General features: G+C 52.6%; 19 protein-coding genes. 9 read left to right on the top strand and 10 right to left on the bottom strand.

Annotation, left to right across the window (positions count from 1 at the left end):
- Positions 1–37: 37 nt before the first annotated feature.
- Positions 38–895 (bottom strand): deoxyribonuclease IV, encoded by an 858-nt coding sequence (locus KOR42_RS15355; RefSeq protein ID WP_146510724.1) that lies wholly within the window; start codon positions 893–895, stop codon positions 38–40.
- A gap of 211 nt (positions 896–1106) precedes the next feature.
- The gene (locus KOR42_RS15350) at positions 1107–1877 is read right to left on the bottom strand and encodes a leucine-rich repeat domain-containing protein (RefSeq protein WP_146510723.1); all 771 of its coding nucleotides are present in this window, start codon (positions 1875–1877) and stop codon (positions 1107–1109) included.
- A 126-nt stretch (positions 1878–2003) separates the two neighbouring features.
- Between KOR42_RS15350 and KOR42_RS15345 the strand changes: the two genes are divergently transcribed.
- Positions 2004–2480, top strand: a complete 477-nt coding sequence (locus KOR42_RS15345; protein WP_146510722.1) for a GNAT family N-acetyltransferase — start codon at positions 2004–2006, stop codon at positions 2478–2480.
- 143 nt (positions 2481–2623) lie between these two features.
- Here the strand turns inward: KOR42_RS15345 and KOR42_RS15340 are convergent, their stop codons facing one another.
- The 4 genes from KOR42_RS15340 to KOR42_RS15325 all read right to left on the bottom strand — a co-directional run bounded on the left by KOR42_RS15340 (position 2624) and on the right by KOR42_RS15325 (position 9349).
- Complete coding sequence (locus KOR42_RS15340; protein ID WP_146510721.1) at positions 2624–3958, bottom strand: prepilin peptidase; 1335 nt, start codon at positions 3956–3958, stop codon at positions 2624–2626.
- Positions 3955–4488, bottom strand: coding sequence for a shikimate kinase AroL (gene aroL / locus KOR42_RS15335; RefSeq protein WP_146510720.1), 534 nt, complete (start codon positions 4486–4488; stop codon positions 3955–3957). Before aroL ends, KOR42_RS15340 begins: the two co-directional genes overlap by 4 nt.
- A gap of 359 nt (positions 4489–4847) precedes the next feature.
- On the bottom strand, positions 4848–8360 hold the full coding sequence (locus KOR42_RS15330; RefSeq protein WP_146510719.1) for an ABC transporter permease: 3513 nt from the start codon (positions 8358–8360) through the stop codon (positions 4848–4850).
- Positions 8361–8446: 86 nt separating this feature from the next.
- A complete protein-coding gene (locus KOR42_RS15325) occupies positions 8447–9349 on the bottom strand; it encodes a diguanylate cyclase (protein WP_146510718.1) in 903 nt (300 codons plus the stop codon).
- Between the two features lie 270 nt (positions 9350–9619).
- On the opposite strand from KOR42_RS15325, the gene hemQ reads away from it, so the two are divergent.
- The 8 genes from hemQ to rlmB all read left to right on the top strand — a co-directional run bounded on the left by hemQ (position 9620) and on the right by rlmB (position 17594).
- Complete coding sequence (hemQ, locus tag KOR42_RS15320; RefSeq protein ID WP_146510717.1) at positions 9620–10465, top strand: hydrogen peroxide-dependent heme synthase; 846 nt, start codon at positions 9620–9622, stop codon at positions 10463–10465.
- A gap of 115 nt (positions 10466–10580) precedes the next feature.
- Complete coding sequence (locus KOR42_RS15315; protein WP_146510716.1) at positions 10581–11393, top strand: TatD family hydrolase; 813 nt, start codon at positions 10581–10583, stop codon at positions 11391–11393.
- A 269-nt stretch (positions 11394–11662) separates the two neighbouring features.
- Positions 11663–12079, top strand: coding sequence for a response regulator (locus KOR42_RS15310; RefSeq protein WP_146510715.1), 417 nt, complete (start codon positions 11663–11665; stop codon positions 12077–12079).
- 256 nt (positions 12080–12335) lie between these two features.
- Complete coding sequence (locus KOR42_RS15305) at positions 12336–13850, top strand: sulfatase (protein ID WP_231740943.1); 1515 nt, start codon at positions 12336–12338, stop codon at positions 13848–13850.
- Complete coding sequence (locus KOR42_RS15300; protein WP_197441223.1) at positions 13847–15289, top strand: sulfatase; 1443 nt, start codon at positions 13847–13849, stop codon at positions 15287–15289. The genes KOR42_RS15305 and KOR42_RS15300 overlap by 4 nt, the downstream gene beginning before the upstream one ends.
- Positions 15290–15437: 148 nt before the next feature.
- Positions 15438–16280, top strand: a complete 843-nt coding sequence (locus KOR42_RS15295; protein WP_146510713.1) for a heme-binding protein — start codon at positions 15438–15440, stop codon at positions 16278–16280.
- A 34-nt stretch (positions 16281–16314) separates the two neighbouring features.
- Entirely contained in the window at positions 16315–16869 is a 555-nt protein-coding gene (locus KOR42_RS15290) for a nitroreductase family protein (protein ID WP_146510712.1), read from the top strand.
- On the top strand, positions 16866–17594 hold the full coding sequence (gene rlmB / locus KOR42_RS15285; protein WP_146510711.1) for a 23S rRNA (guanosine(2251)-2'-O)-methyltransferase RlmB: 729 nt from the start codon (positions 16866–16868) through the stop codon (positions 17592–17594). The genes KOR42_RS15290 and rlmB overlap by 4 nt, the downstream gene beginning before the upstream one ends.
- A 210-nt stretch (positions 17595–17804) precedes the next feature.
- On the opposite strand, the gene KOR42_RS15280 is transcribed toward rlmB, so the two are convergent.
- From KOR42_RS15280 to KOR42_RS15265, 4 genes are all read right to left on the bottom strand, one after another.
- Positions 17805–18833 (bottom strand): 6-phosphofructokinase, encoded by a 1029-nt coding sequence (locus KOR42_RS15280; RefSeq protein ID WP_146510710.1) that lies wholly within the window; start codon positions 18831–18833, stop codon positions 17805–17807.
- A gap of 159 nt (positions 18834–18992) precedes the next feature.
- Positions 18993–20336 carry an acetyl-CoA carboxylase biotin carboxylase subunit gene (gene accC / locus KOR42_RS15275; protein ID WP_146510709.1) on the bottom strand — a complete coding sequence of 448 codons (1344 nt, stop codon included), beginning with the start codon at positions 20334–20336 and terminating at the stop codon, positions 18993–18995.
- Between the two features lie 230 nt (positions 20337–20566).
- On the bottom strand, positions 20567–21079 hold the full coding sequence (gene accB / locus KOR42_RS15270) for an acetyl-CoA carboxylase biotin carboxyl carrier protein (RefSeq protein WP_146510708.1): 513 nt from the start codon (positions 21077–21079) through the stop codon (positions 20567–20569).
- 245 nt (positions 21080–21324) lie between these two features.
- Positions 21325–22428 carry a M24 family metallopeptidase gene (locus KOR42_RS15265; protein ID WP_146510707.1) on the bottom strand — a complete coding sequence of 368 codons (1104 nt, stop codon included), beginning with the start codon at positions 22426–22428 and terminating at the stop codon, positions 21325–21327.
- Positions 22429–22562: the final 134 nt, after the last annotated feature.

The following is a 22562-nucleotide window of genomic DNA, read 5'->3' as shown; positions in this document are numbered from 1 at the left end:
AATCGCTTTAAGCACCATTCACAGTATCGAGTGCTCACTAAGAATCGATCAAGCTCTTCAAGACTCGCAAGTTCACAGCGTCCATCTCCTCTCCTTCACGCTTTTCTTTTTTGGTTTCCAGATACATGGGAAGCGATTGAAACCTTGAATCATTGAGCAAGAACCGAAACGGCTCCAGACCGAGAAAGCCTTCGCCGATGTGATCATGACGATCGACGCGACTTCCCTGCTCTTTCTTGCTGTCATTCAAGTGCATCGCCCGAACGTTCGGAATTCCGACGTGTTCGTCGAGTTGCTGCATCGTCTCTTCATATTCTTCCGATGTCTTCAATCCATAGCCAGCCGCAAAAATATGGCACGTATCGAGACAGACACCAAAGCGTTCGCCGTCTTCCGCTTCCCTGAGGATTTTCCCAAGATGCTCGAATCGATATCCAAGATTGGTCCCCTGCCCGGCTGTTGCTTCGACCCAGGTCTGAACCTGAAAACCTTTGGTTCTGCGATGTGCTTCGTTGAGGCCGTCGATCACCTTGGCGAGTCCTTCCTCTTCAGAACTCTTCAAATATGACCCCGGATGCATCACGACTCCCGCCAACCCGAGTTTCTCAGCCCGTTCCAGCTCAATGACATAAGCGTTTAACGACTTCTCCCAGAGTTCGTCATCAGGACTGGCGAGATTAATCAGATAGCTGTCGTGCGAACAAGGGCTTTTGAGTCCGTTCTCTTCAACCGCCGCTCGGAACAAATCGGCGTCCTCATCCGTCAGCGGTTTGGCTTTCCACTGATTGTTGTTCTTTGTAAAGATTTGAACGGTGTCCATCCCCAAAGCGCCTGCAGCGTTGGCAGCTTTGTAATAACCACCGGCGATGGAAAGATGAGAGCCAAAAAGCGGCATTGGAATTCCTTAGAAGCGAATAGGCAACATTAAGTCTGCGATAAACTCGACCACATTCTCATGTGATCCCATGATTGATAGCTGTGCCCGGCGGAGTCAAAGCCAACGATGCGAAGAGATCTTCGGAACGAAAGTTCCTGACTTCGCAGATTCACGCACGAATCCGAATCGCTGTGGACTGAGACCGACAACGTGGGCAACAGAACGTCCGTCAATGTGGATGAGAATGCGGGTCGTTGTTGAGGTGAAGTTGGTTCCAGTGAAAGTGCAATTGCGGAGATGCTTTCACAAGCTCCGACAACCCTTCTTCGCTGCAGCCTCCTCCGTCGAGGTAAAAGGACTCCAGTGAATTCTTCTTCGCAATATCTTTCAAGACCTGATCGTCAATCGAAACATTGATCAAGTGCAGAAATCGAAGATTGGGAATCTCAAGAATGGCTCTCACGCCATCGTTATTCACGTTGGGAGCACCGATCCGCAACAACTCCAGTTTCGAATGTTCGGAAAGAGCCTGAACACCTTCGTTCCCGAATTCTCCCTGAGGCAAGTTCAGGACGGTCAATTCGGGAAGGTTTGAAGCAATCCATTTCAAATCGCTCTCAACGACCGGTCCGTCGAATCGAAGTTGGCGCAATCCCGGAAGTTTCGTAAGCACCTGATGGATGAGTTCCGAAGAAATGGCCGACTGATCAATTTCGAGGACCATGAGCCCGTCACAACCTTCCAATAGCATCCGGAACTCTTCTTTAGAGACCGGACGACTCCGAAACCGGATCGCGTTTTCGTCTTGTTCACGAACCAGTTGCACGAAAACATCCCAGTCTTCCGGCGCGGTTTCATCGGCCGCATTGGCTGATTTCGGCATCTCGCTGTCGGTCGCGGATTGTTGCGGAGCTCGCCCACAGGCAGATGCCAGCACAATCGCGCCCAGCATCGCTACAATTCCTCGTGAACCGAAAGGACGATTTCGTGTCGGGTTCATTATCAGTATCTTCTGGTTTGCATTCACGTCTTCGGCATTCTTCCCGTTTGCGGTCACTGACTCAGCCCGGTAAACGCGGAATCAGATGAGGGAGAGTGCAAGATAACGCATCGGAAAGAATTCAACATGTCTACCGTTACCATCTCGATTGCCGACTTTGACAATCCAACTCATGCACAGGCAATCGTCGACTGCATCAACGCCTACGCTACGGAACACCACGGAGGAGGTGCCAAAGTCGCCCCGGAAATTGCCTCTCAAATCGTTCCGGGAATGAAACGAATTCCGGGAGCGTTCACCTTGCTGGCCTGGGATGGCGACAAACCCGTAGGGGCTGCGGTCTGCTTCATGGGCTTCACGACGTTCGCCGCCAAACCGCTCGTCAATGTTCACGACTTATCAGTCGTTCATGAATACCGAGGACAGGGAATCGGATCGAAGTTGATTCAAGCTGTCGAAGATCACGCGCGTGAACTCGGATGCTGTAAAGTGACGCTCGAAGTTCGCAAAGAAAACCCGCTTGCAGAAAAGCTCTATCTGCGAATGGGATTCGGCGACCCCGACGGATTCGAAACACGATTCCTGGATAAAAAATTGACCTAAATCATCTTCATAGTTTCTGCACATTCGCCCGAGTTTGCTTCGTCCGAAGGCCTGCTGCGTTGGTTCTTCCGATGTGCGGCCATCCGTGATCGATGATCTTTAAGAGTCGATTCACGGTTCGGGCTGAATGCATCAGTGACGGCCTACCACGGATTCGGGCGATTCATCGAATTTGATGAACCCGCCTGTCCGCGGCGCCAACGTTCTTCATGAATCTGACCGCGTCCCGAGGCGCAGCCTTCCCAGTCTTCGGATTTCCATCGACAGCTGTGTCGGTCGACGTTTTCTCCCGCGACGAAGCAGTTCTGATCGGCCGCTCTCCAAACGCCCATTTCAATTTCAGGGGGAAGCCAGCCCATCGCCTTCTTCACCGCGAAGACCATCGCAAGACACGCGGCGAACAAACCTGTCAGGAACAGAATCAGCGGGAACAGCAAGATGCCGAGATCGAAGAATCTCGTCCCGATCGGAGAGATCTGCTTCCAAAAAAGAACGGTGACCAGCGTCGCCAGACTCAAGTACGGACCGTAGGGAATGGAACGATCCCGCACAAAGACTGCTGTCCCAAGAATGGCCAGCAAGGCAAACAGTGGAGCCAGAAAGAAGGCGACCACGGTCGGTTGCCATCCCAGAAAGGCCCCCACCATTGCCATCAGCACGACATCACCGAAGCCCATTGCTTCTTCTCGGAGAAACAGAAATCCCAACAATCGAACCGCCCACACAACGCCTCCGCCCACGATCAGTCCAATCAGACTGACCGCAAGGCCATGAAGGTGAGGATGCAGGGAAATCCACTCGGGAACCCGGGGCCCCGATATGAGCGGATGAACCCAATCCGGGGTCACGATGCTGAAGGTTCGAGCCAGCGATTCATCCTGAAACCAGACAGGAACGATGTGCAAAATCCCGAACGTGGTACTCGCAATCACCGCGAAGATCATCGCGGGAAGCGTCGACCCATCGGGAATGATTCGCAAGTCGAAATCGATCAGTGACGCGACAAGCAGAGCTTCGATCATCACCATGTGAAACGCATACCGAAGCCAGACGAAAGCCTCGGGAGACCATCCGTTCAAGCCGGGATAGATCTGTGGTCCGATCTCTGAATAGATCGAACTCTCGCTGAGAAGTGGATGAAATCCGCCTGGAACTTCAAACAGATAGACCAGCACGAAAAGGCAACCATTCGCGAACTCGACAAGCGGATAGCGGGGGGAAATCCGCATCTGGCAATTGCGACAACGTCCCCGCAGCTTGATCCAACCGAAGATCGGGATGTTGTCGGACCAGAAGATATCGGTATCACATCGAGGGCAGTGCGAAGGTCGATTCCATAACGACCGGAGTTGATCCAGGAATCTCGGCTCTGACGGAATTCTGTGAACGCAGACGTTCAAAAAACTTCCGATCACTGATCCGATAATGAACAGGTACGAAATGATCATCCAATCAGGCAAATCGAAGTGGAGAATCACGATGCTCCTCCGGACTCGGGCCCCAGTTGGGACATGATCTCGTCGACGATCTCATCGACGGTTCGCTCATCGGTCTCGATCACGAAACTCGCAGCTTCTGAATAAAGCGGCAAACGACTTCGCAGAACGGACTCGACTTCTTCCACCAGTCCTTCCCCGGTCAGCGAGGGGCGGGAACCGGTCGATGCGGCATCTTCTTTCAATCGTTCAACAATCGTTTCAACCGAAGCACTCAGCCAGACCACCGGTCCGCTTTCCCGCATCAGTTGCCGCGTCTGTTCGTTAAGAATTGCTCCGCCCCCGGAAGAAATCACAGCATGCTCGCGACTGAGTTCTCGCTGAAGCTGTTGTCGTTCCAGTTCACGAAAGTGCGGTTCACCATCTTCTCGGAAGATCTCCGCAATGGACTTTCCTGAGACGCTCACAATCTGATCATCGGTGTCGACAAAATCCCATCCGAGACGCGACGCCAGAAGCTGACCGACGGTCGACTTTCCTGTCGCTCGATAACCGATGAGAGTCACAACCATGTTCGTGTTGCCGTTATGTCTAAGTGGGCAGTCCAGGACATTCGCTCGAATTGCTTGCCTGAGTTTTTCCTGAGTTTTTCCTGTGAATTGCTGACGAGAACGTTCAACACTCGACAGATTGTCAAACCAGTGGATCGAATGTGCTCGAAATCTCCGTCGAATTCTAGGGTCGCGGGGGACCGAAGTGGAGCAACGATTTGAGCTCAGAACATATTGATTCTCAAATAAAAATCCCAGTCGCACAGACCTCAAACTCTGAGTGGCGAATCCCTCTCATGAGAACGACAGGTTCTCCGGAGGACACGTCATCAATAGTGGTTGAAGCGATTTTCAAGACCACGCTGTTTGGAGTAACGTCTCTATTCGCTTCTCAAAGTCGACAGAATCGGAGTCGAGACCGCAGCTCGAACGGCCCAGATGACGGAAATCATTCCGACAACAAAGACCGCGCAGAGCATTCCCAGCAATTCACTCCACGGAACGCTTGCCACAGAACTCGAGAGGTGAGGCGCCATGGCGAGCAGCGCCGAAATCGTTCCCAGAACAAGTCCGCAGAACAAGAGAATTGCATTCTCAATCGCAACGACTGACGCCAGTTGGCTGTTGCGAAACCCAATCGCTCGCATGAGCGCCAATTCACTTCGACGCTCAATCACATTTCGAAGCATGACCGTCGCCAGCCCGATTGTTCCCAACAGAAGACCGAGTCCTCCGAGTGTCTGGAACGTTGAGAGATAGGTATTTTGCACAGCGAGAAAGTTCGCCAACCTTTCTTCGACCCGCTCCGCATCAAATCCATAGTCGCCGAGCGACGACTCGAACGCGTCGCTCACTGAGCCAGCATCTTCCAGAGGAGTTTCAATCAGAAAGTATTCAAACCCAACCTCTTCCGGAAAGACTTCACGGAAGTTCTCTTCTGACATCACCAGCACACCTTGAAACACGCTGTTGGCAAACATTCCGACAATTTCCAGCGAGTGCTGCGGGTCTTCATCGCTGGGAACATTGACGACCTGACCGATTCCTTTGTGAAGGCTGTATAACAGAGTATTCATATCTCCGAAGACCGGAACCGCACCGGAAGCAGTCTTGCCTTCGAGCAGTTTCCAGGGCTGATCTCCGGGAGTATCCGCGAAGAGAAACCGTTCGTGCTCAATAAAGTCTTTCAGCACAACTTCGGGAACTGCCAGAACTGTCGGAAGCTGTGTCTGATAGAGATTGAGACAACTTGCGTTCTCGCCATGCCGGACACGAAACGGCATGACGCTCGCTTGATTGAGTGTTGCCATCAGTTCTTCATTGAGAACATCAATTCCCAGCTTGGAACGCCCCTCGACCGTGTTCAGATCATAGAGGATGGGGATGTTGGTCTCCGCGACCAATGTAAACCCGCCGTTCCCGGAATTTGTCTTCGGTTCCGCGTTCGCCGGGTCTTGTCGCCCTGCCGCAACGGCAACAATCACAAAAGTCGCTGAGGCAATCAAGCTGGCACTCAAGACGCTTCGAGACCGATTTCTCGCCGCATTGCGAAGCCCCAACTGCAACGTCCCCCATTTCGAAGAATGAGAATCCAGAATCCAATTGCTGTTCTGCAAGAGTGCTGAAAACGCGAACAGTCCACCGATGAGCATTCCGAACCCAACGAGGAAGAACGCCACGATCCTCCAGGAAAATCCAGAGAACGCCTCGCTGTCCGGAATCAGTCCAACCAGTGTGAACAGCAAAACCAGAGACGAGAGAAGCAACAGGGTGACAGCTATTCGTTCTGTTCGTTTGCGATTGCGATGTTGATGCACCGTGCTCGGCTCAATCTGTGCATTCAACAGTTGCCGAGTCGACTGCAATCGTGTTTGCCAGAGCGACCGAAAGATCGCGAGTGCCGCAACGACGATCGCGATCACCAAGCCCACAATCAGACTTCCCGGATGAACGTACACATCGAGAAACGGTGTCCCCACAGCCCCAAACCACCAGGTTTTCAGGCCATGGATCATGATTGCCGCATACCCAACAGCCAGTAGCATCCCGACCAATCCTCCCAACAAAGCGACAACAAGTCCTTCATAGAGATAAATCCGGCGGACACGACTGGTCGTCATTCCAATCGCATTCAAGAGACCTAACTCGGAAATACGATTTTCGATCCCGAGGCGGAACAGAAGCCCGATCAACAGCATCGCTGAGAAAATCAGGAAGAAGGAAAACCCGATAAACAGACCGGTGAAATCGGTCGTTCCCTGCGCTGCCATCAATCCCGCAGCCTTGATGGGTTGCGCGACAATCCCTGTGTCCGATGGCTGCAATTCTGAGAGCAATCGTTTACCGAACTCGTCGCTAAGTTCGGCGAGTGTCTGCCCTTCTCGGGGTGCAATACGGAACGATGTCAATCCCCCGTAACGGCTTCGCCACAGATCTTGCGCCGTTTTGAGAGACGTGAACATCTTGGGTGTTGTTCGATAATCGTTTTCTCGCTCGGTCTCCGTATTGTCCCAGTACAAGTGGTCACGATCGGTGATCAGATTTCGTTTCAGCGGAAAGGGTGCCCGCCAATCTCCATACGAGTCCGCATCGGTGACACCCGGAACGTTGGGAGTAAACCCCATATCATCGGCGACTCCTTGCAAAGCCACGACTCCGGCAACATCGAAGATTTCTTCCTGTTCCGGCAATTCGCCTCGATCGCCGACCTCGTAAAACTTCACGGCCACTTTTTGGCCTGCCTGAAGATCGAGGTCCGTTGCGAGCCATTCGTTGAGATACACGCTGCCCTCGTTGAGAGGAGTGTGATCTCCGACGAAATCGAAAGGTCCAAACGGAGCACTCGGTTCCGGATCGACGCCTGCGATGACCGAGTACATCGAGTATTTGTCAGCATCCTCCGGGTTCCACATGCGATTGAGCAGATAAACCAGAACGGGAGAGGTTCGCAGCTGAAGCGATTTAGCTGCCGACTCCGCAGCTTCAACAATCTGGTCGTCGAGGATCATCTGATCGCTTTCGAGCGACAGATATCCGTGTTCTTCATTCGGAACAAGGCGGAGCGCGAGGTCGTCCAGCGTTAACTCTTCGGACAACGCTGTCGTGATCTCCTTCGCGACCTCCGGACCGATCGTATCCACCGAAAGAGTCTCTCCGGCCGAAACGAACAAGGCATTGACTCTCGCAGGTTTGGCGATGGGATTTCTTCGGGATCGACGCACTTCAGCGAGTCCGATTTGCGATTGTAAATCGGAGAGATTCACGAAAGCATTTGTCGGAATCTGTTGACTCGGATTGAGGCCAAAACGTGCAACGCCATTGCTCTCATCTGCGATCGCAGAGACATCGACGACAAGTTCTGTGATGGTCTCTTCTCGATCTCCCAGTAAGGAATCCCTCGGAATCGATGCCGGGATTTCGATCAGCACGGAAATCTGATCGCCCACCTGAACTTGAAGTTGATCAGCGGCCCGTTGGCTCAGAACAACTTCACCCTTTTCAGGAGCCTCAAGCCCGTTCGTTTCGAGCATCGACCAGAGCCGTTCATCGGTCCCGATCAGTTCGATGTGAGACGCTCTCGTCGTCACGTCATCATCGGATGTTCGTTCGAGCGTTCCCTGCATCAGGATGGCTGGAGCTGACTGCTGAACTTTCGGATCCGCGTTGCCCAGAGTGCTCGCGAGTTCTTCTCGAAAGAATCGGAACCCGGTGATTGAGTGATCAATCTTTCCCAGACGGTCCAGCGACATTTGACGCAAGCTGTCGCGAACAGAGTCACCAACGACGAGTGCCCCGGCGATCACAGCTGTCGCGGCCGCAACTCCCAGAAGGACCGCAAGATGATTCCTCCAGTAATAACGAAGGCTGTCGACCAGAAAATCTCGAAACCACATCAGAGAACACAATCCAGAGTCAAACGGATAGAAAACATGACTCAAGATTAACCGCGGATCGAGGAAAGTTCGAGGCGGAAAGAAGATCAGCTACAGCATCGATTGCGGCCGAGCCGTTTCGCTTCGTAAAGGTTCTTGTCTGCCTGTTCGAGCATCCCGTTCATCGTGATGGGAGCCGACCCCAAAGCATGCGCAACGCCGATACTGATCGTCACGTTGATATCCCCCTTACTCGAGGGAAACGGTTTTCCGCCAACGAGTTCACAGAGTTCCTCACCCAAACGACGCAGATTGTCGAGCGTACACTCAACGATCACCAACGCAAATTCTTCCCCGCCAACCCTCGCGAAGATTTCGTCGTTTCGAACGCGGCTGTTGACCCGTTTACAGACACCTGCAAGCAGCTCATCTCCAATCAGGTGACCGTGCGTGTCGTTGATCTGCTTGAAGTAATCGATGTCGAGCAACAGAAGTCCGAGTTGCCGACCGTGCCGAAAGCTTCGATTGATTTCACGGATAAAAGCATCTTCGAAGTAGCGACGATTGTAGGTCTTCGTCAGCGCGTCGACCGTCATCATTTCGAAAACGGCTTCGTGGTACATCGCCTCAACGTGATCGGAGGCAAGAAACTTGAAGATGTGATGGCCAATGCGGATCTGATCCCCCGACTTGAGGACCTGTTCACCCACACGTTGATCATTCACGTATGTGCCGTTCATACTGTTCTGATCGACGATCATACAGTTGCGGTCGACCCACCGAATCACAGCATGACGTCTCGATGCGAAATCATCCGAGAGTTCATAGTCACAGGAGATATCGCGTCCGAAGAGGATCTCATCCTGATCGAGAGCAATCAAACTCCCGGTGACGACTGGCGGATAGATCTTCACCAGACATGCGTCTTTCGGACGAGAGTGTACGGAGTCCTCCCCGAATTTCTCGGGAGATTCCGATTCCAGATTCAAAATGGGGACTGTATGGCGCATCGTCAACCGAAAAGGCCACGTGAGTTTTGCGATCTTGACACGGTAGGTTAACTCGCAGAAAGAGGTTCCTACGGCGGAATTATGTTGTCTTTCGGACACACACAAATGTCCCGCCAAATTGTAACGATTCTTCCTGTCAGTCTCATTGTAGGGAATTTTCCGATCAGTGCATGATTGCAACTGACTGATCGAGTCAGTTTCCTGATTGCGTTCATCCCTTTATGATACGGGAACGAATACGACCTGACTGTTTGATTGACCTGGAAAACCATGAATCGCCCCCGCACTCCCCAGAATCTCCCTGACCCCACGATCAAGACTTCTGAAGGCTGGCACTGCCTTCACATCTACTACAACATCGACCGAGCAGCCCTCGCCCAACTTTCCCAGGAAGAAATCACGGCAGGCGCCAAGGCCGTCTCAGAACTCATGGACCCGATGCACGACGACGCTCCTGAACGCGTGCAATGCTTTGCCGTCACCGGTCATCGTGCTGACTTCGGAATGATGATGCTCGATTACAATCCGTTGAAGATCGATCGTGTTCATCAGCGCCTGCGATCCAGCGTGCTGGGACCGGCACTTCAACCCAGCTATTCGTTCGTTTCAATTACCGAAGTCTCCGAATACGTTCCGACCGTCGAACAGTATTCGGAAAAGCTTCGCCTCGCTGGAGCAAACGCCGAAGACCCCGCCTATCAGGCGAAAGTGGCTGCCTACGAACAGCGACTTCCAATGATGAACAAGCAGCGACTCTACCCGGACTTCCCGGATTGGCCCGTTCACTGCTTTTACCCCATGAACAAAATTCGTCACCCGCAGGCCAACTGGTACACCGAACCGTTCAGTAAGCGTTCTTCGCTCATGGCAGAGCATGCGACTTCAGGAATTAAGTTCGCTGGCAGAGTCTCTCAGTTGATCACAGCCTCGACCGGTTTCGACGACTGGGAATGGGGAGTGACGCTTTGGAGTCGCGCACCTGAGTACATCAAGGAAATCGTTTACACCATGCGATTTGATCAGGCATCCGCCCGATACGCCGAATTCGGACCGTTTTACATCGGCTATGTCATGACTCCGGAGAAGCTTCTTAATCATCTCCAGATCTTGCGTTAAGCCTTCGAGGAAACGGTTGCAATGATGCCCCGGCTGCCGGGGACTTTCGAAGTCGAGAACAAAAGTCGTTATCCGAACGAAAACGAGTTCACCACCGTCACGAATTGGTTTGGCTATGTATTTCATCGATCCACATGTCCACATGGTTTCGAGGACGACCGACGATTACGAACGAATGGCGCGAATGGGATGCGTCGCGATCAGTGAACCGGCCTTCTGGGCTGGCTTCGATCGTGGGAGTGTCGACGGGTTTCGCGACTACTTCGAGCAACTCACAAGCTTCGAGCCGAAAAGATCGGGATGGAGCGGAATTCAGCATTACACGTGGTTGTGCATCAACGCGAAAGAAGCCGAGAACGTTCCTCTCGCCCGTGAAGTCATTGCGATGATCCCCGAATTTCTGGACCGCCCCGGCGTGCTCGGAATCGGAGAAATTGGCCTCAACAAAAACACTCCAAACGAATCGACGATTTTCCGCGAACACCTCGATCTGGCCGCCAGAACGAACGAACTCGTTCTGATCCATACTCCCCATCTTGTCGACAAGTACAAGGGGACTCGAATGATCGTCGACATGCTTCAGGAGCGAAATGACATTCCTCCGGAACGGGTTTGCATTGATCATGTCGAAGAGCACACCGTGAAAGCGGCGCTCGACGGCGGATTCTGGTGCGGAATGACCCTATACCCAACGACAAAATGCACCCCAGCCCGAGCGGCGGACATTATCGAACAGTATGGGGATGAGAGAATCCTTGTGAATTCGGCTGGCGACTGGGGTCCATCGAATCCGCTTGCAGTCCCGGACTTCATTCAGGAGATGCGAAAGCGCGGGCACAGCGAAGCGAAAATCCGCAAAGTTGTTTACGAGAATCCTCTGGAGTTCTTCGGCCAGTCTAGACGCTTCAAATTCACCCCTCCAGAATAACACCCGTCGTCGCATCGCTGCGAAAACTCGATCAACGCGACGATCACGGATAATCCTCACTGGTGGTGTTTTCCTTACGGTGAACCGCTCCTGCAATGGAATCGGCATTCCTTGCCGGAACTTGCTTCAGGTGGACTGCTCTTGCGCGCCGATGCACTCAGAGAAGTGATCCCAACACATCCTGATTGAGTGGTTTTCCAAAACGCTCTTCGAGTCGCACTCATTTTCAGGACGAGGTCTCTCTCCACCCGAAATGATGGGAGAATCCGATTTCCAGTCTTGTTGTTACCAGCGACCAGCAACCTTACGTGACCCGACTGGTCGAAATCACGTTTCGACAATCTGGTTGCGAGGTCGTCATCTGTTCCAACGGGCGCTCCACCTGGGAAACGATTCAACAAGTCACACCGAGCCTGCTTGTACTTAATACCGATCTCGGTGAAATGAGTGGCCTGGACTTGTGCCGAATGATTCGGTCTCATCAAGACCTCAGAACTGTCCCGATCATCCTTCTTTCCGATCGCGGATTACATGCTCCTTCTGAAGAAGTGCTCTCCGAACTCGGAGTCTCTCAAGTGTTGACGAAACCGTTCAACCCGGCCGAGCTTCGAACTTTTGGGCTGTCGGAGATCATGCGGTATCACAAATCCCGATCATCGTCTCACCTGCGCCACTTCAACAACTAGAACTTGTCTCAATGAGTTCAATGAGGTTGCCGACTCGCTTCTTGAAGCGGGTGCAATCGTTGGTCGTTGCAGGCAGCAATCTTCTCAATCGCTCCGCAAGTTGGAAAAAGGTCCATCTGTCGACCTGCGTGCTTTCCAACAGGTGTCTCATGAGCGAATCACACAAATGAGAGCGGTGGTGAATACACCTGACAACTCCGATGTGATAGGTTGAAGTCCTCACCTTACCAATGCTCTTTGGGATTAGAGGCCGCCATTGAAGACCAACCTGTATGGAATCACCACTCTTGGAATCACCCTCTTGCTGGGGAACTTCGCGACTGCCGAAGATGTCTCCCAACCCAATGTTTTGTTCCTCGCCGTGGACGACATGAAGGACTGGGTCGGATGCTTAAACGGCTACGAAGGAGTTGTCAAAACTCCGAACATTGATTCTCTCGCGAAACAGGGCCTTTTGTTTACGAATGCGCACTGTCCCTCTCCAAAGTGTGCGCCATCGCGGGCAGCAATCATGACAGGGTTGCGGCCGTCGACGACCGGGCTCTACGACAACGGACACTGGTGGTATCCCAATTTTCCGGACGTGGTGACTATTCCACAATGCTTTCGAAACAACGGTTATCAAGTTGTCGGAGCAGGGAAGATCTTTCATCACACAGCGGGGAACAATCCGCCAAACCAGTGGGACGACTTCTTCCGACTGACCTTTCGAAACGATCCGTGGTTTCGCGGCGCAAAGCTCAACTATCCCTGGTCAAAATCCGGACCGTTTCCCGAAGCATATCCATGGAGCGGTGTGACAGGGCTTGGACATGAAAACGATTGGGGATCGCTGGGGATTGAAGAGAGAGACCACGACGACTTTCTCACCGCAAGCTACGCAGTCGACTTCCTTCAGAAGGAACACAACAAGCCATTCTTCCTGGCGTGCGGACTTTTCCGCCCTCACCTTCCGTGGTATGTCCCGCAACGATTCTTCGATATGTATCGGAGTGAAGACGTCATTTTGCCCGAGGTCAAGGACGACGACCTCAACGACATTCCCGACTCAGGTCAAAAACTGGCCGCGGATCGACGCAAAGATCTGAAGCTGATTCGTCAGAGCCAAAAGTGGCGAGAAGCTGTCGAAGCGTATCTCGCGAGCATCTCCTTCGCCGACGATCAGATCGGTCGGGTTCTTCAAGCGCTCGAAGCAAGCGACGCCCGCAACTCGACGATCGTCGTCCTTTGGTCCGATCATGGCTGGCATCTGGGCGAGAAAGACCACTGGCACAAGTCGACACTCTGGGAAGAGGCAACAAGAGTTCCCTTCATCATCAAAGCCCCCGGATTCTCCAGTGGAGAGTGCTCAAAACCGGTCAACTTGATCGACCTGCTTCCCACATTCGTTGAGCTGTGTTACTTCGAACCTGTTCCCAATCTCGATGGGCAGAGTCTAGTTCCGCTCCTCCAGAACCCTCAGGCACAATGGGATCGCCCCTCGGTGATTGAGTACCGCAAGGGAAACGGCGCCGTCCGTAGCGAACGCTATCGGTTGATTCGGTACGCCGATGGAAGCGAAGAACTGTACGACCACAATGTCGACCCGCAAGAGTGGACGAACCTCGCTGGTTCTCCGGAAGTGGCAACGATTCAATCTGAACTCGCCGAGTGGTTGCCAACGAAGTGGGCCGACTCCGCACCGACCAAGTCCGCTTACAACTTCGATCCCGACAACTACACATGGACAGTCAAATCGACTGGGGATGTCATCGACGGAAAAACACCATGAACACCACTCTCCCGACAAAATTACTGCTTGTGTTGATCACAAGCTTTTGCAGCTTCTCACTGTGTGTTGCAGCTGCTGAAGAGAAAACGAACGTCGTCTTCATACTGGTCGATGATCTCGGTTGGAACGACATTGGCTGCATGGGCAGCGATTATTATCAAACGCCGAACATTGATCGACTCGCCGCACGCGGAGTCAGATTTACCAATGCTTATTCGGCGTGCGCGGTCTGCTCTCCAACTCGGGCTGCGATTCTCACCGGGAAGTACCCTGCCCGACTCTTGCTGACTCAATGGCTTCCGTCGGGGCGATGGGACCGAGAACGAAACAAGATGATCGAAGGACGATACATCGGAGAACTTCCTCTTGAAGAGATCACTGTCGCAGAAGCACTTCGCGAAGCAGGCTATACGACGGGATACGTCGGGAAATGGCATCTCGGTACGGAAGCGTTCTACTACCCGCAACATCAGGGCTTCGATGTCAACATCGCCGGGAGAGACTACGGAGCACCGGGAAGCTACTTCTACCCATTTGAAGGGACATGGAAAATTCCCACAACGGGACAAGTTCAAGTGAAGGCATCGCCCGTTTCGGGCAAGGAGGGTGACTATCTGGTTGATCGCCTTGCAGAAGAAGCAGAACATTTTATTCGATCTCACTCGGAAGAGCCGTTCTTCCTGATGCTCGCTCATTATGCGGTGCATACACCCTTACAAGGGAAACCGGAAAAAGTTGACGCTTACAAACGTGTCGATCCCGGCACACGACAAGGAAACCCAAAATACGCTGCCATGGTCGAAAGTATTGACGAGAGTGTAGGAAGAGTCTTGAACACGCTTAACGAACTCGACCTCGACAATCGGACATTAGTGATTTTCACCAGCGACAACGGAGGCTTCGCCAAAGCGACCGACAACTCCCCTCTTCGAGCAAATAAAGGCTCACACTACGAAGGAGGCATTCGAATTCCCGCAATTGTTTCCTCGCCGCGCAGCCAGAATTCCGGCTCGGTGTGCGACGTTCCAGTCATCAGCACTGACTGGTATCCAACAATTCTCGAAGCCACCGACACGCCTCTTCGACCGTTTCAACATCTCGACGGAGAGAGCCTGTTGCCGCTCATTGAATCCAAAAGTGACTCACTCGATCGGGAGGCAATTTTCTGGCACTATCCACACTACAACCAACATCCCCAGAACTTCCCCTGCAGCATCGTTCGTCGAGGTGACTGGAAACTCATTGAGAACCTCGAAACCGGAGAGTTCGAGTTATACCACTTGGGCGACGACATCGGAGAGTCTGAGAACCGGTTGAAATCGGAACCGAAAATCGCCAGTGAATTGCAAGCTCTGCTCACAAGCTGGAAGATCGAAGTCGGCGCAGATCCCATGCGTCCGAACCCGGAATACCAAGAATCAATCAAATCAAAGAAGTGACACAAAACGGGCTCGAATATGAACCCGCACTGCCCAATTCGATTCTGTTTTCGAGGCCAAAGCCTGCTCGAAAACTTCCAACACGGTCGTCACTTTCTACGTAGAGGTCATCTATCTCTTCAACTTCACGCAATCAGGAGCAACTGTGATGCGACTCGCTTTGCTGCTTACGACCGTGTTTGCATTTCCATCTCTTCTCATTGGGCAAGATCAACCGCCCGCATACGGGGAAGGCATTTCGCTGACGGACGCGAAGACCGTCATGGCTGCTGCAGAAGAATATGCCCGAAGCAACAACTGGCCGGTCGCCATTACGATTGTCGACAGTGCCGGTTTTCTGGTGATGTTCCAACGTCTCGAAAACACACAACTCGGAAGCGTTGAAATCTCAATTCAAAAAGCGAAAACATCTGCCCTGTTTCGTCGATCGACGAAAGCCTTCGAAGATCGAGTCGCAGAAGGGGGTGCGAACCTGAAGCTTCTCAAACTTCCTGGAGGGCTTCCGATGGAAGGCGGACTTCCAATCATCGTCGATCACAAACTCATCGGAGCAATCGGTGTTTCGGGAGTTACCTCCGCGCAAGATGGAATGATCGCCCAGGCAGGAATAGACGGGCTCTCTACTCTCAATCCGGCACAATCCAAAATCAACAACGAGGATTCCGATAAGTCATCTTTTGCGGGTACAGTCACCCTCGACGGAAAACCGCTCGAGATGGGGACCGTTCTTTTTGTTCCTCAGTCCGGTGGACGACCGGCGGGAGCCATGACGAATGCGAACGGAATTTACGAGTTTTCGAATCCTCTTGAACCCGGAGTTTACACTGTTCGAATCTCCTCAAAACGTGACGAAATCGTCCAACCCGATGGAAAAGTCCTGCCAGCGCAACCAGAAACCATCCCGGCACGATACAATTCTCGATCCGAACTCAGAGTGGGAATTATGGACGCCAGCGATGAATTCTTCTTTGAGTTGAATTCCGAAAACTGAGCGCTGAACAAACACGGAAAGAACGCTTGAGAAAATGGCAGAGCACGATATCGATTCGTTGATTCGAAACCGACGGACAATCAACGCTTTCAAGACTGAACGCCCCGACAATGAAGCCGTTCTCGCAGCTTTGGAATCGGGGTGTTGGGCTCCCAATCACAAGATGGCAGAGCCCTGGCGATTCTACCTGCTCGGGGAAAAAACAATCGCACAAATTGTCGATCTCAATGCCGAAATGACCCGCGTGAAAAAAGGCGACGGTGCTGCACAAAAGAAGCGGGACAAATGGTCGACCATTCCCGGATGGATCGTTGTCACCTCTCTTCGTTCTGATGATTCTCTCCGAGACCGTGAGAACTACGCAGCGGTCTGCTGTGCGATTCAAAACATTGCTTTGTCATTGTGGTCACGCGGAATTGGGATCAAGTGGACGACTGGCGACGTCACTCGGTCGCCGGAGTTGTATGAAATCCTGCAAATCGATCCCGCGATCGAAGACATCGTCGGGGTGCTGTGGTACGGTTTTCCGAAAGAGTCCCCGACGTCTCACCGTCGTCCGCTTACTGATGTCTTGAAGCAGCTTCCATGACCACACTCAAACTGATGAATCCTCACAGCGTGCTGGCAACTCTTGAGCATCGTCCACACGATGTTCTGGAGGTTCACGCCAGTCGAACTCGAAGCAACGAAAGCTGGAAGCTCGTCGCCAATGTCGCTGCCGATCAAGGCATTTCCGTACAGGAACCCGCCCAGCGAGGGCGACAACGCGGACGGGACGAATCTGGTCGAGTCGGGACGACTTATGCCGTCATTCGTCCTAAAGCGGCATCTACACTGAAAGACCTGTTTTCGGACTCCAGTCCTCAAGGACTCTGGCTGATGATGGATCGATTGCAGGATCCTCACAACGTCGGAGCCGTGTTTCGATCAGCCGGCTTCTTCGGCGTCAAAGGGGTGATTCTCACACAAGACAAATCGGCCCCGCTCACGGGAACAGTCTACGATGTCGCTGCCGGTGGGATGGAATCCGTTCCACATGTCATTCAGACGAATCTTGTCCGAGCGATTCAGGAAGCAAAGAAATGCGACATGTGGGTCCTCGGGAGTTCAGAACATGCGGAAATGCCGCTTTCGGAGGTCGACCGCGATCGTCGTTGGCTTCTCGTCATTGGAAGTGAAGAGAAGGGGCTGCGGCGCCTCACTTTGGAAAACTGCGATCAGGTCTGCCAGATTCCACCTCGCGGATCAGTCACTTCGTTGAACGTTTCCGTCGCTGCGGGACTAATGATCGCTTCGCTATCACCATCGAGCTGATCTCGCAGGCGTTCCCGCTCGGTTTGATCACGCTCAGTTTGATCACGCTTGGATTGTTGATGGAGCGATCGATCAGAATTCGTGAAACCGATCGCAGTAAACAATTGAAACAAAAAACGCCGACCTGAATCCATGGATTCGGGTCGGCGTCGTTTTTGTTCATCGTCGAAAATCTCCACAGTCATAGCTGTGAGGAGATCTTCGAAGGTGTTATCTCAAGAATTCGCTCGCTTCGTCGAGGAACTCAGGATACAGGGTTCGCATTGTTCCGACAGCTTCTGCCAGAGGAACTCCCACGATGTGGAGCCCATTCAACGCAACCATTTTCCCGAAGTCTTTGTTCAACGCCAATCGACCAGCGTGAATTCCGAGTCGAGTTCCGAGGACGCGATCGTAAGCACTTGGTGAACCACCTCGCTGAAGATGGCCGAGAGTGACGTCTCGCGTCTCGATCCCGGTCTTCTTTTCGATCATTTTGGCGACTCGTGATCCGACTCCGCCCAGTTTCACATGGCCAAATTCATCGAGTTCCGCATCTTTGGTCGTAAGGTCTTCGCCCTTCAGGACCGCACCTTCGCTGACCATTACGATGCCGTACTTCTTGCCGTTTTCGCGACGCTTCTTCAGCAGTTCACAAACAGCATTGAGATCGACTTCCTGCTCAGGAACCATAATCGCATCGGCGGAACATGCGATTCCTGAGAAACAGGTAATCCAGCCAGCGTGACGTCCCATGACTTCGACGACAATCACGCGTCGGTGAGACTCTGCGGTTGTTCGCAGTTTGTCCACAGCATCCATGACGGTGTTCAAACAGGTATCGAACCCAAAAGTGAAGTCCGTGCTGCTCAAGTCGTTATCGATTGTTTTCGGGCAACCGATCGTTGGAAGATTGTGGTCGCTGTACAATTTGCTTGCGACACCAAGAGTGTCGTCACCACCGATCGCGACCAGACAATCGAGTTCCAACTCGTTGAATGTCTTGACGACTTGCTCAACGAGCGATTCGTCTTTGTAAGGATTGGTTCGGGAAGAGCCGAGAATTGTTCCACCCATCGGGAGAATTTCATCGGTTTCCATTGGGTTCAGTTGAACGAAGTTGCCTTCGATCGCACCTCTCCAACCTTCCAATAATCCGATTGTCTCACCGCCGGCATTGTGGATTGTGCGGACGAGGCCTCGAATGACAGCATTGAGACCGGGGCAATCTCCACCCCCTGTTAGACAGGCGACTTTCATTTTCAAATTCCTGATGTGTTAACGGAGCGAAGAAAGCGCTTCGCAGACGTAGGTGAGAACGCATTTCTGCGCGGCATCGTAAAAGCGGAACGCCAAACGTTCAAGCGCGAAGGAACTCAGACGATTGAGTTCATCTGAATTGTTCAAAGAATTCCCAAACTACCAGGTTCGTTCGACGAACTTGGTATCCCCTTCTGCATTGCGGAACACCGAGTGCATCAGGATCTTCTTGGCGAGCGGAATTGTCGTCTTAATTCCGGGACCATCGATACGAAACTCGTTGAGAGCACGTAACATACACGCAATTGCCTCCTCGCGTGTCGGCTTGTACACAATGAGTTTTCCGATCATCGAATCGTAATGCGGACTGATCCGATAACCAGTATACACATGTGAATCGAAGCGGACACCGAGACCACCTGGGATAATCAGGTCCGTGATCGTGCCAGGACAGCCTCGAAACCCCTGATCTGGATCTTCGGCGTTGATCCGAACTTCGATCGAGCATCCCGTCGAAGTGATTTCGTCTTGTGTGAAACTCAGTTTTTCGCCTGCCGCGACGAGGATTTGCTGACGAATCAAGTCGATTCCGGTGACCATTTCCGTCACCGGATGTTCCACCTGAATTCGAGCATTCACTTCGATGAAATAGAAGTTATTGTCCTGATCGACGATGAACTCCACTGTTCCAGCGTTGAAGTAGCCTGAAGTGCGTACGAGACGCGTGGCCGCTTCACACATTTCCAGCCGAACGTTTTCGGGGAGTTTTGGTGCGGGACTCTCTTCGATCAGCTTCTGATGCTTTCGCTGCATCGTGCAATCACGTTCCCACAGATGAACCGCGTTCCCGTGTTGATCGGCCAGCACCTGAACTTCGACGTGTCGCGGTTTTTGAACGAACTTCTCGATGTACACGCCAGCATTCTTGAACGCCTTTTCTGCTTCAGCAGAAGCGGCTTTCAATTCGGTTCTCAATGATTTTTCATCGGTCGCGGGCCGAATTCCTTTTCCGCCGCCGCCTGCGGTCGCTTTGATGAGCACGGGGTAGCCAATTTCGTTGGCGACTCGCACCGCTTCTTCTTCACTGGTAATCAGCCCATCGCTTCCGGGAACGACAGGAACTTTGGCTTCCATCGCAATTTTGCGGGCTTCAACTTTGTCGCCCAACTTGCGCATCGCTTCCTGTGGAGGTCCGATGAACTCGATTCCAGAATCCCGACACTGTTCAGCGAAATCGTAGTTTTCAGCCAGAAAACCATAGCCAGGATGAATCGCCTGGGCTTCGCTCAGTTCCGCAGCGGCGATGATGTGTTCGATCTTCAAATAGCTTTCTGAAGACGAAGCCGGACCGATGCAAATTGCCTCATCGGCCAAATCGAGGTAGTGAGCACCGCGATCTGCTTCGCTGAAAACCGCGACAGTCCCGATCCCAAGTTCCTGACAGGCGCGAATCACACGAAGTGCGATTTCGCCTCGGTTAGCAACCAAAATCCTTTGAAACATGATATCGATTCAATCCTAGAGAACTCTTATGGGATGCTGTGTGGCCCCTGAAACGTTCGCTCGTGAAAATTGAGACGGTTGTCATCCGGACTCGACGTCCGGCTCTTTGAAAACACGCCACCAACATTGCAAACTCCAGCGTCGGCGAACATTTCGCAAGTCTGCACGTTGCTCAACTGCTCATGAGATTATGACGTGAAGACTTCACTTCGACACTGCAACCGCTGTGATCAATCGGGCTTAACGAGGAACAACGGCTGTCCGTATTCTACGGAATCACTGTCCTTCAAGAGAACTTTGACGATGGTCCCTGAAACCTCAGCAGGAATTTGGTTAAAGACCTTCATCGCTTCCACGATGCAGACAATTGAGTCTTTGGTCACGTGATCCCCGACCTTGACGAAGACTGGCTCGCCGGGAGACGGAGACTGGTAGAACGTCCCCACAGTGGGACTTTTGATCTCAACAACTCCTTCGTCCGCTGCTGGCGCGGCCGCAGGAGCAGAATCCGACGCTGCAGGCGGTGCGGCTGCCGGGGCAACGGGAACAGCTTGTGCGGGCAAGACTGGGGCAGGAGCAGGAAGCGTGGCACTGAATTCATGCCCTCCGCGACGCAGAACGTATTTCGCCGTTCCCTGTTCCAGCTTCAGCTCGGTCACGTCGTGCTTTTCCATCAGTTCCATGACCTGACGAAGCCCATCGATGTTTAGTTCGTCTGCTTCGGCGTTCGCGTCGCGAGCCATCTCAATTCCTCAGTGTTTAGTCGATTATGTCGGATGTCCGCTTCGCATCCTGATTCGGAAGGCGAATGGATTCTTGGAGATTGGATATGTCTGATTCGAATTTGAGATCATTCCGTTCGTACGAATCGGCTTCTCACGAGGGTGACATGCCAAAACCTGACGATATTGATGGAACAATCGACGGAATCCCACAGGTTGTCTTGTTCAATGAGATGTTGAAGGATGACGTCCACTCACCAGATCAATCAGATGGTGATTCGAACAGAATCCCAACTCTTTGTGACGCTGGACAATACTTCACATCCCTGGTCGGTGACAAGAACATCATCTTCAATCCTGACACCTCCCCAGCCCGGAAGATAGATCCCAGGCTCGACGGTGACAACCATTCCGGGCTCAAGCGGAGTCTCTGCAGTCCGGGAAAATCGCGGCAATTCGTGAATATCGAGGCCAATTCCGTGACCGAGTCCATGATCGAAGTACTCCCCGAAACCCGCGTCAGCGATGTGTTGGCGTGCTGCGTTATCGACATCAAGCGTGGAAACTCCCGGAGCGATGAGTTCGATCGCCAGCATTTGTGCTTCGAGCACGGTCCGATAGATTTTCTCGAATTGAGGCTCTGCGAAGTCTTGAGTGAGCATCGTCCGCGTCAAATCTGACTTGTATCCCAAATAAGTTTGAGCTCCCCAGTCAACAAGAAGGATCGGATGTTCCGAGAGTTTTCGATCTCCGGGACGGTAGTGCGGCATCGCGGAATGGTCACCGACCGCAATAATCGGATGGAAACTCAACTCCTCGCCACCCAGCCCACGAACGATGTGCTCTAACTCATAGGCCATTTCTCGCTCGGTTGCCTCGGGGCGGAATTGATCGAGAAGCTGGGAGAATCCTTCCTCAGCCAATCGAACCGCGAGGCGAATGTCTTCGATCTCGCTGCTGTCTTTGATCGCTCGGATCGTTTCGACCTTCCAGGAAAGCGGAACCCACTCCTGCCCCTTCGAACTGTCAAGGAGTACCTGATAGGTGTCAAACGGCATCGCATGCCCTTCGAACCCGATCGGGCCATTGGAACTCGTCGGAAGTTCCGCGACGACTCCTTGAATGAGGGACAAATTGGATGGGCGAATCACTGCCGCAACATCCGGACATTCTGATGCAAGCTGTGTCGTGTATCGGAAATCACTGACGAGTCGGGCTGAGTCCTGCGTTAACAGCATCCATGTGCTGTCGCCGGTGAACCCAGTGAGATACGCCACATTCTTCTCGGTGGTGATCAGGAAGGCCTCGATTCCGTCTCGACGCATCTGTTCTCGGACCCGATCACGTCGGGCTGCATGTTGCTCAGCCATCTGATTCCATTCTCTGAAAAGTTTGGACGTCGTTTGAAACGAGTCAGGATTCCACCGATTGCTCCTGGACTCCGGCAAATCGTGCCGAAAAGGAGGCATTCACGCAAGGATGGACCTGTTTTCCGTCAGCCGAA

Origin of the sequence: Thalassoglobus neptunius (assembly GCF_007859735.1) — a bacterium.
In the GTDB taxonomy this organism is placed as follows: domain Bacteria; phylum Planctomycetota; class Planctomycetia; order Planctomycetales; family Planctomycetaceae; genus Thalassoglobus; species Thalassoglobus neptunius.
This window is presented reverse-complemented; position numbering and strand designations above follow the sequence as displayed.

Coding starts and splice junctions, on each gene's coding strand:
- KOR42_RS15355 (WP_146510724.1), bottom strand. CDS start 895: ATGCCGCTTTTTGGCTCTCATCTTTCCATCGCCGGTGGTTATTACAAA.
- KOR42_RS15350 (WP_146510723.1), bottom strand. CDS start 1,877: ATGAACCCGACACGAAATCGTCCTTTCGGTTCACGAGGAATTGTAGCG.
- KOR42_RS15345 (WP_146510722.1), top strand. CDS start 2,004: ATGTCTACCGTTACCATCTCGATTGCCGACTTTGACAATCCAACTCAT.
- aroL (WP_146510720.1), bottom strand. CDS start 4,488: ATGGTTGTGACTCTCATCGGTTATCGAGCGACAGGAAAGTCGACCGTC.
- KOR42_RS15330 (WP_146510719.1), bottom strand. CDS start 8,360: ATGTGGTTTCGAGATTTTCTGGTCGACAGCCTTCGTTATTACTGGAGG.
- KOR42_RS15325 (WP_146510718.1), bottom strand. CDS start 9,349: ATGCGCCATACAGTCCCCATTTTGAATCTGGAATCGGAATCTCCCGAG.
- hemQ (WP_146510717.1), top strand. CDS start 9,620: ATGAATCGCCCCCGCACTCCCCAGAATCTCCCTGACCCCACGATCAAG.
- KOR42_RS15315 (WP_146510716.1), top strand. CDS start 10,581: ATGTATTTCATCGATCCACATGTCCACATGGTTTCGAGGACGACCGAC.
- KOR42_RS15300 (WP_197441223.1), top strand. CDS start 13,847: ATGAACACCACTCTCCCGACAAAATTACTGCTTGTGTTGATCACAAGC.
- KOR42_RS15295 (WP_146510713.1), top strand. CDS start 15,438: ATGCGACTCGCTTTGCTGCTTACGACCGTGTTTGCATTTCCATCTCTT.
- KOR42_RS15290 (WP_146510712.1), top strand. CDS start 16,315: ATGGCAGAGCACGATATCGATTCGTTGATTCGAAACCGACGGACAATC.
- rlmB (WP_146510711.1), top strand. CDS start 16,866: ATGACCACACTCAAACTGATGAATCCTCACAGCGTGCTGGCAACTCTT.
- KOR42_RS15280 (WP_146510710.1), bottom strand. CDS start 18,833: ATGAAAGTCGCCTGTCTAACAGGGGGTGGAGATTGCCCCGGTCTCAAT.
- accC (WP_146510709.1), bottom strand. CDS start 20,336: ATGTTTCAAAGGATTTTGGTTGCTAACCGAGGCGAAATCGCACTTCGT.
- accB (WP_146510708.1), bottom strand. CDS start 21,079: ATGGCTCGCGACGCGAACGCCGAAGCAGACGAACTAAACATCGATGGG.
- KOR42_RS15265 (WP_146510707.1), bottom strand. CDS start 22,428: ATGGCTGAGCAACATGCAGCCCGACGTGATCGGGTCCGAGAACAGATG.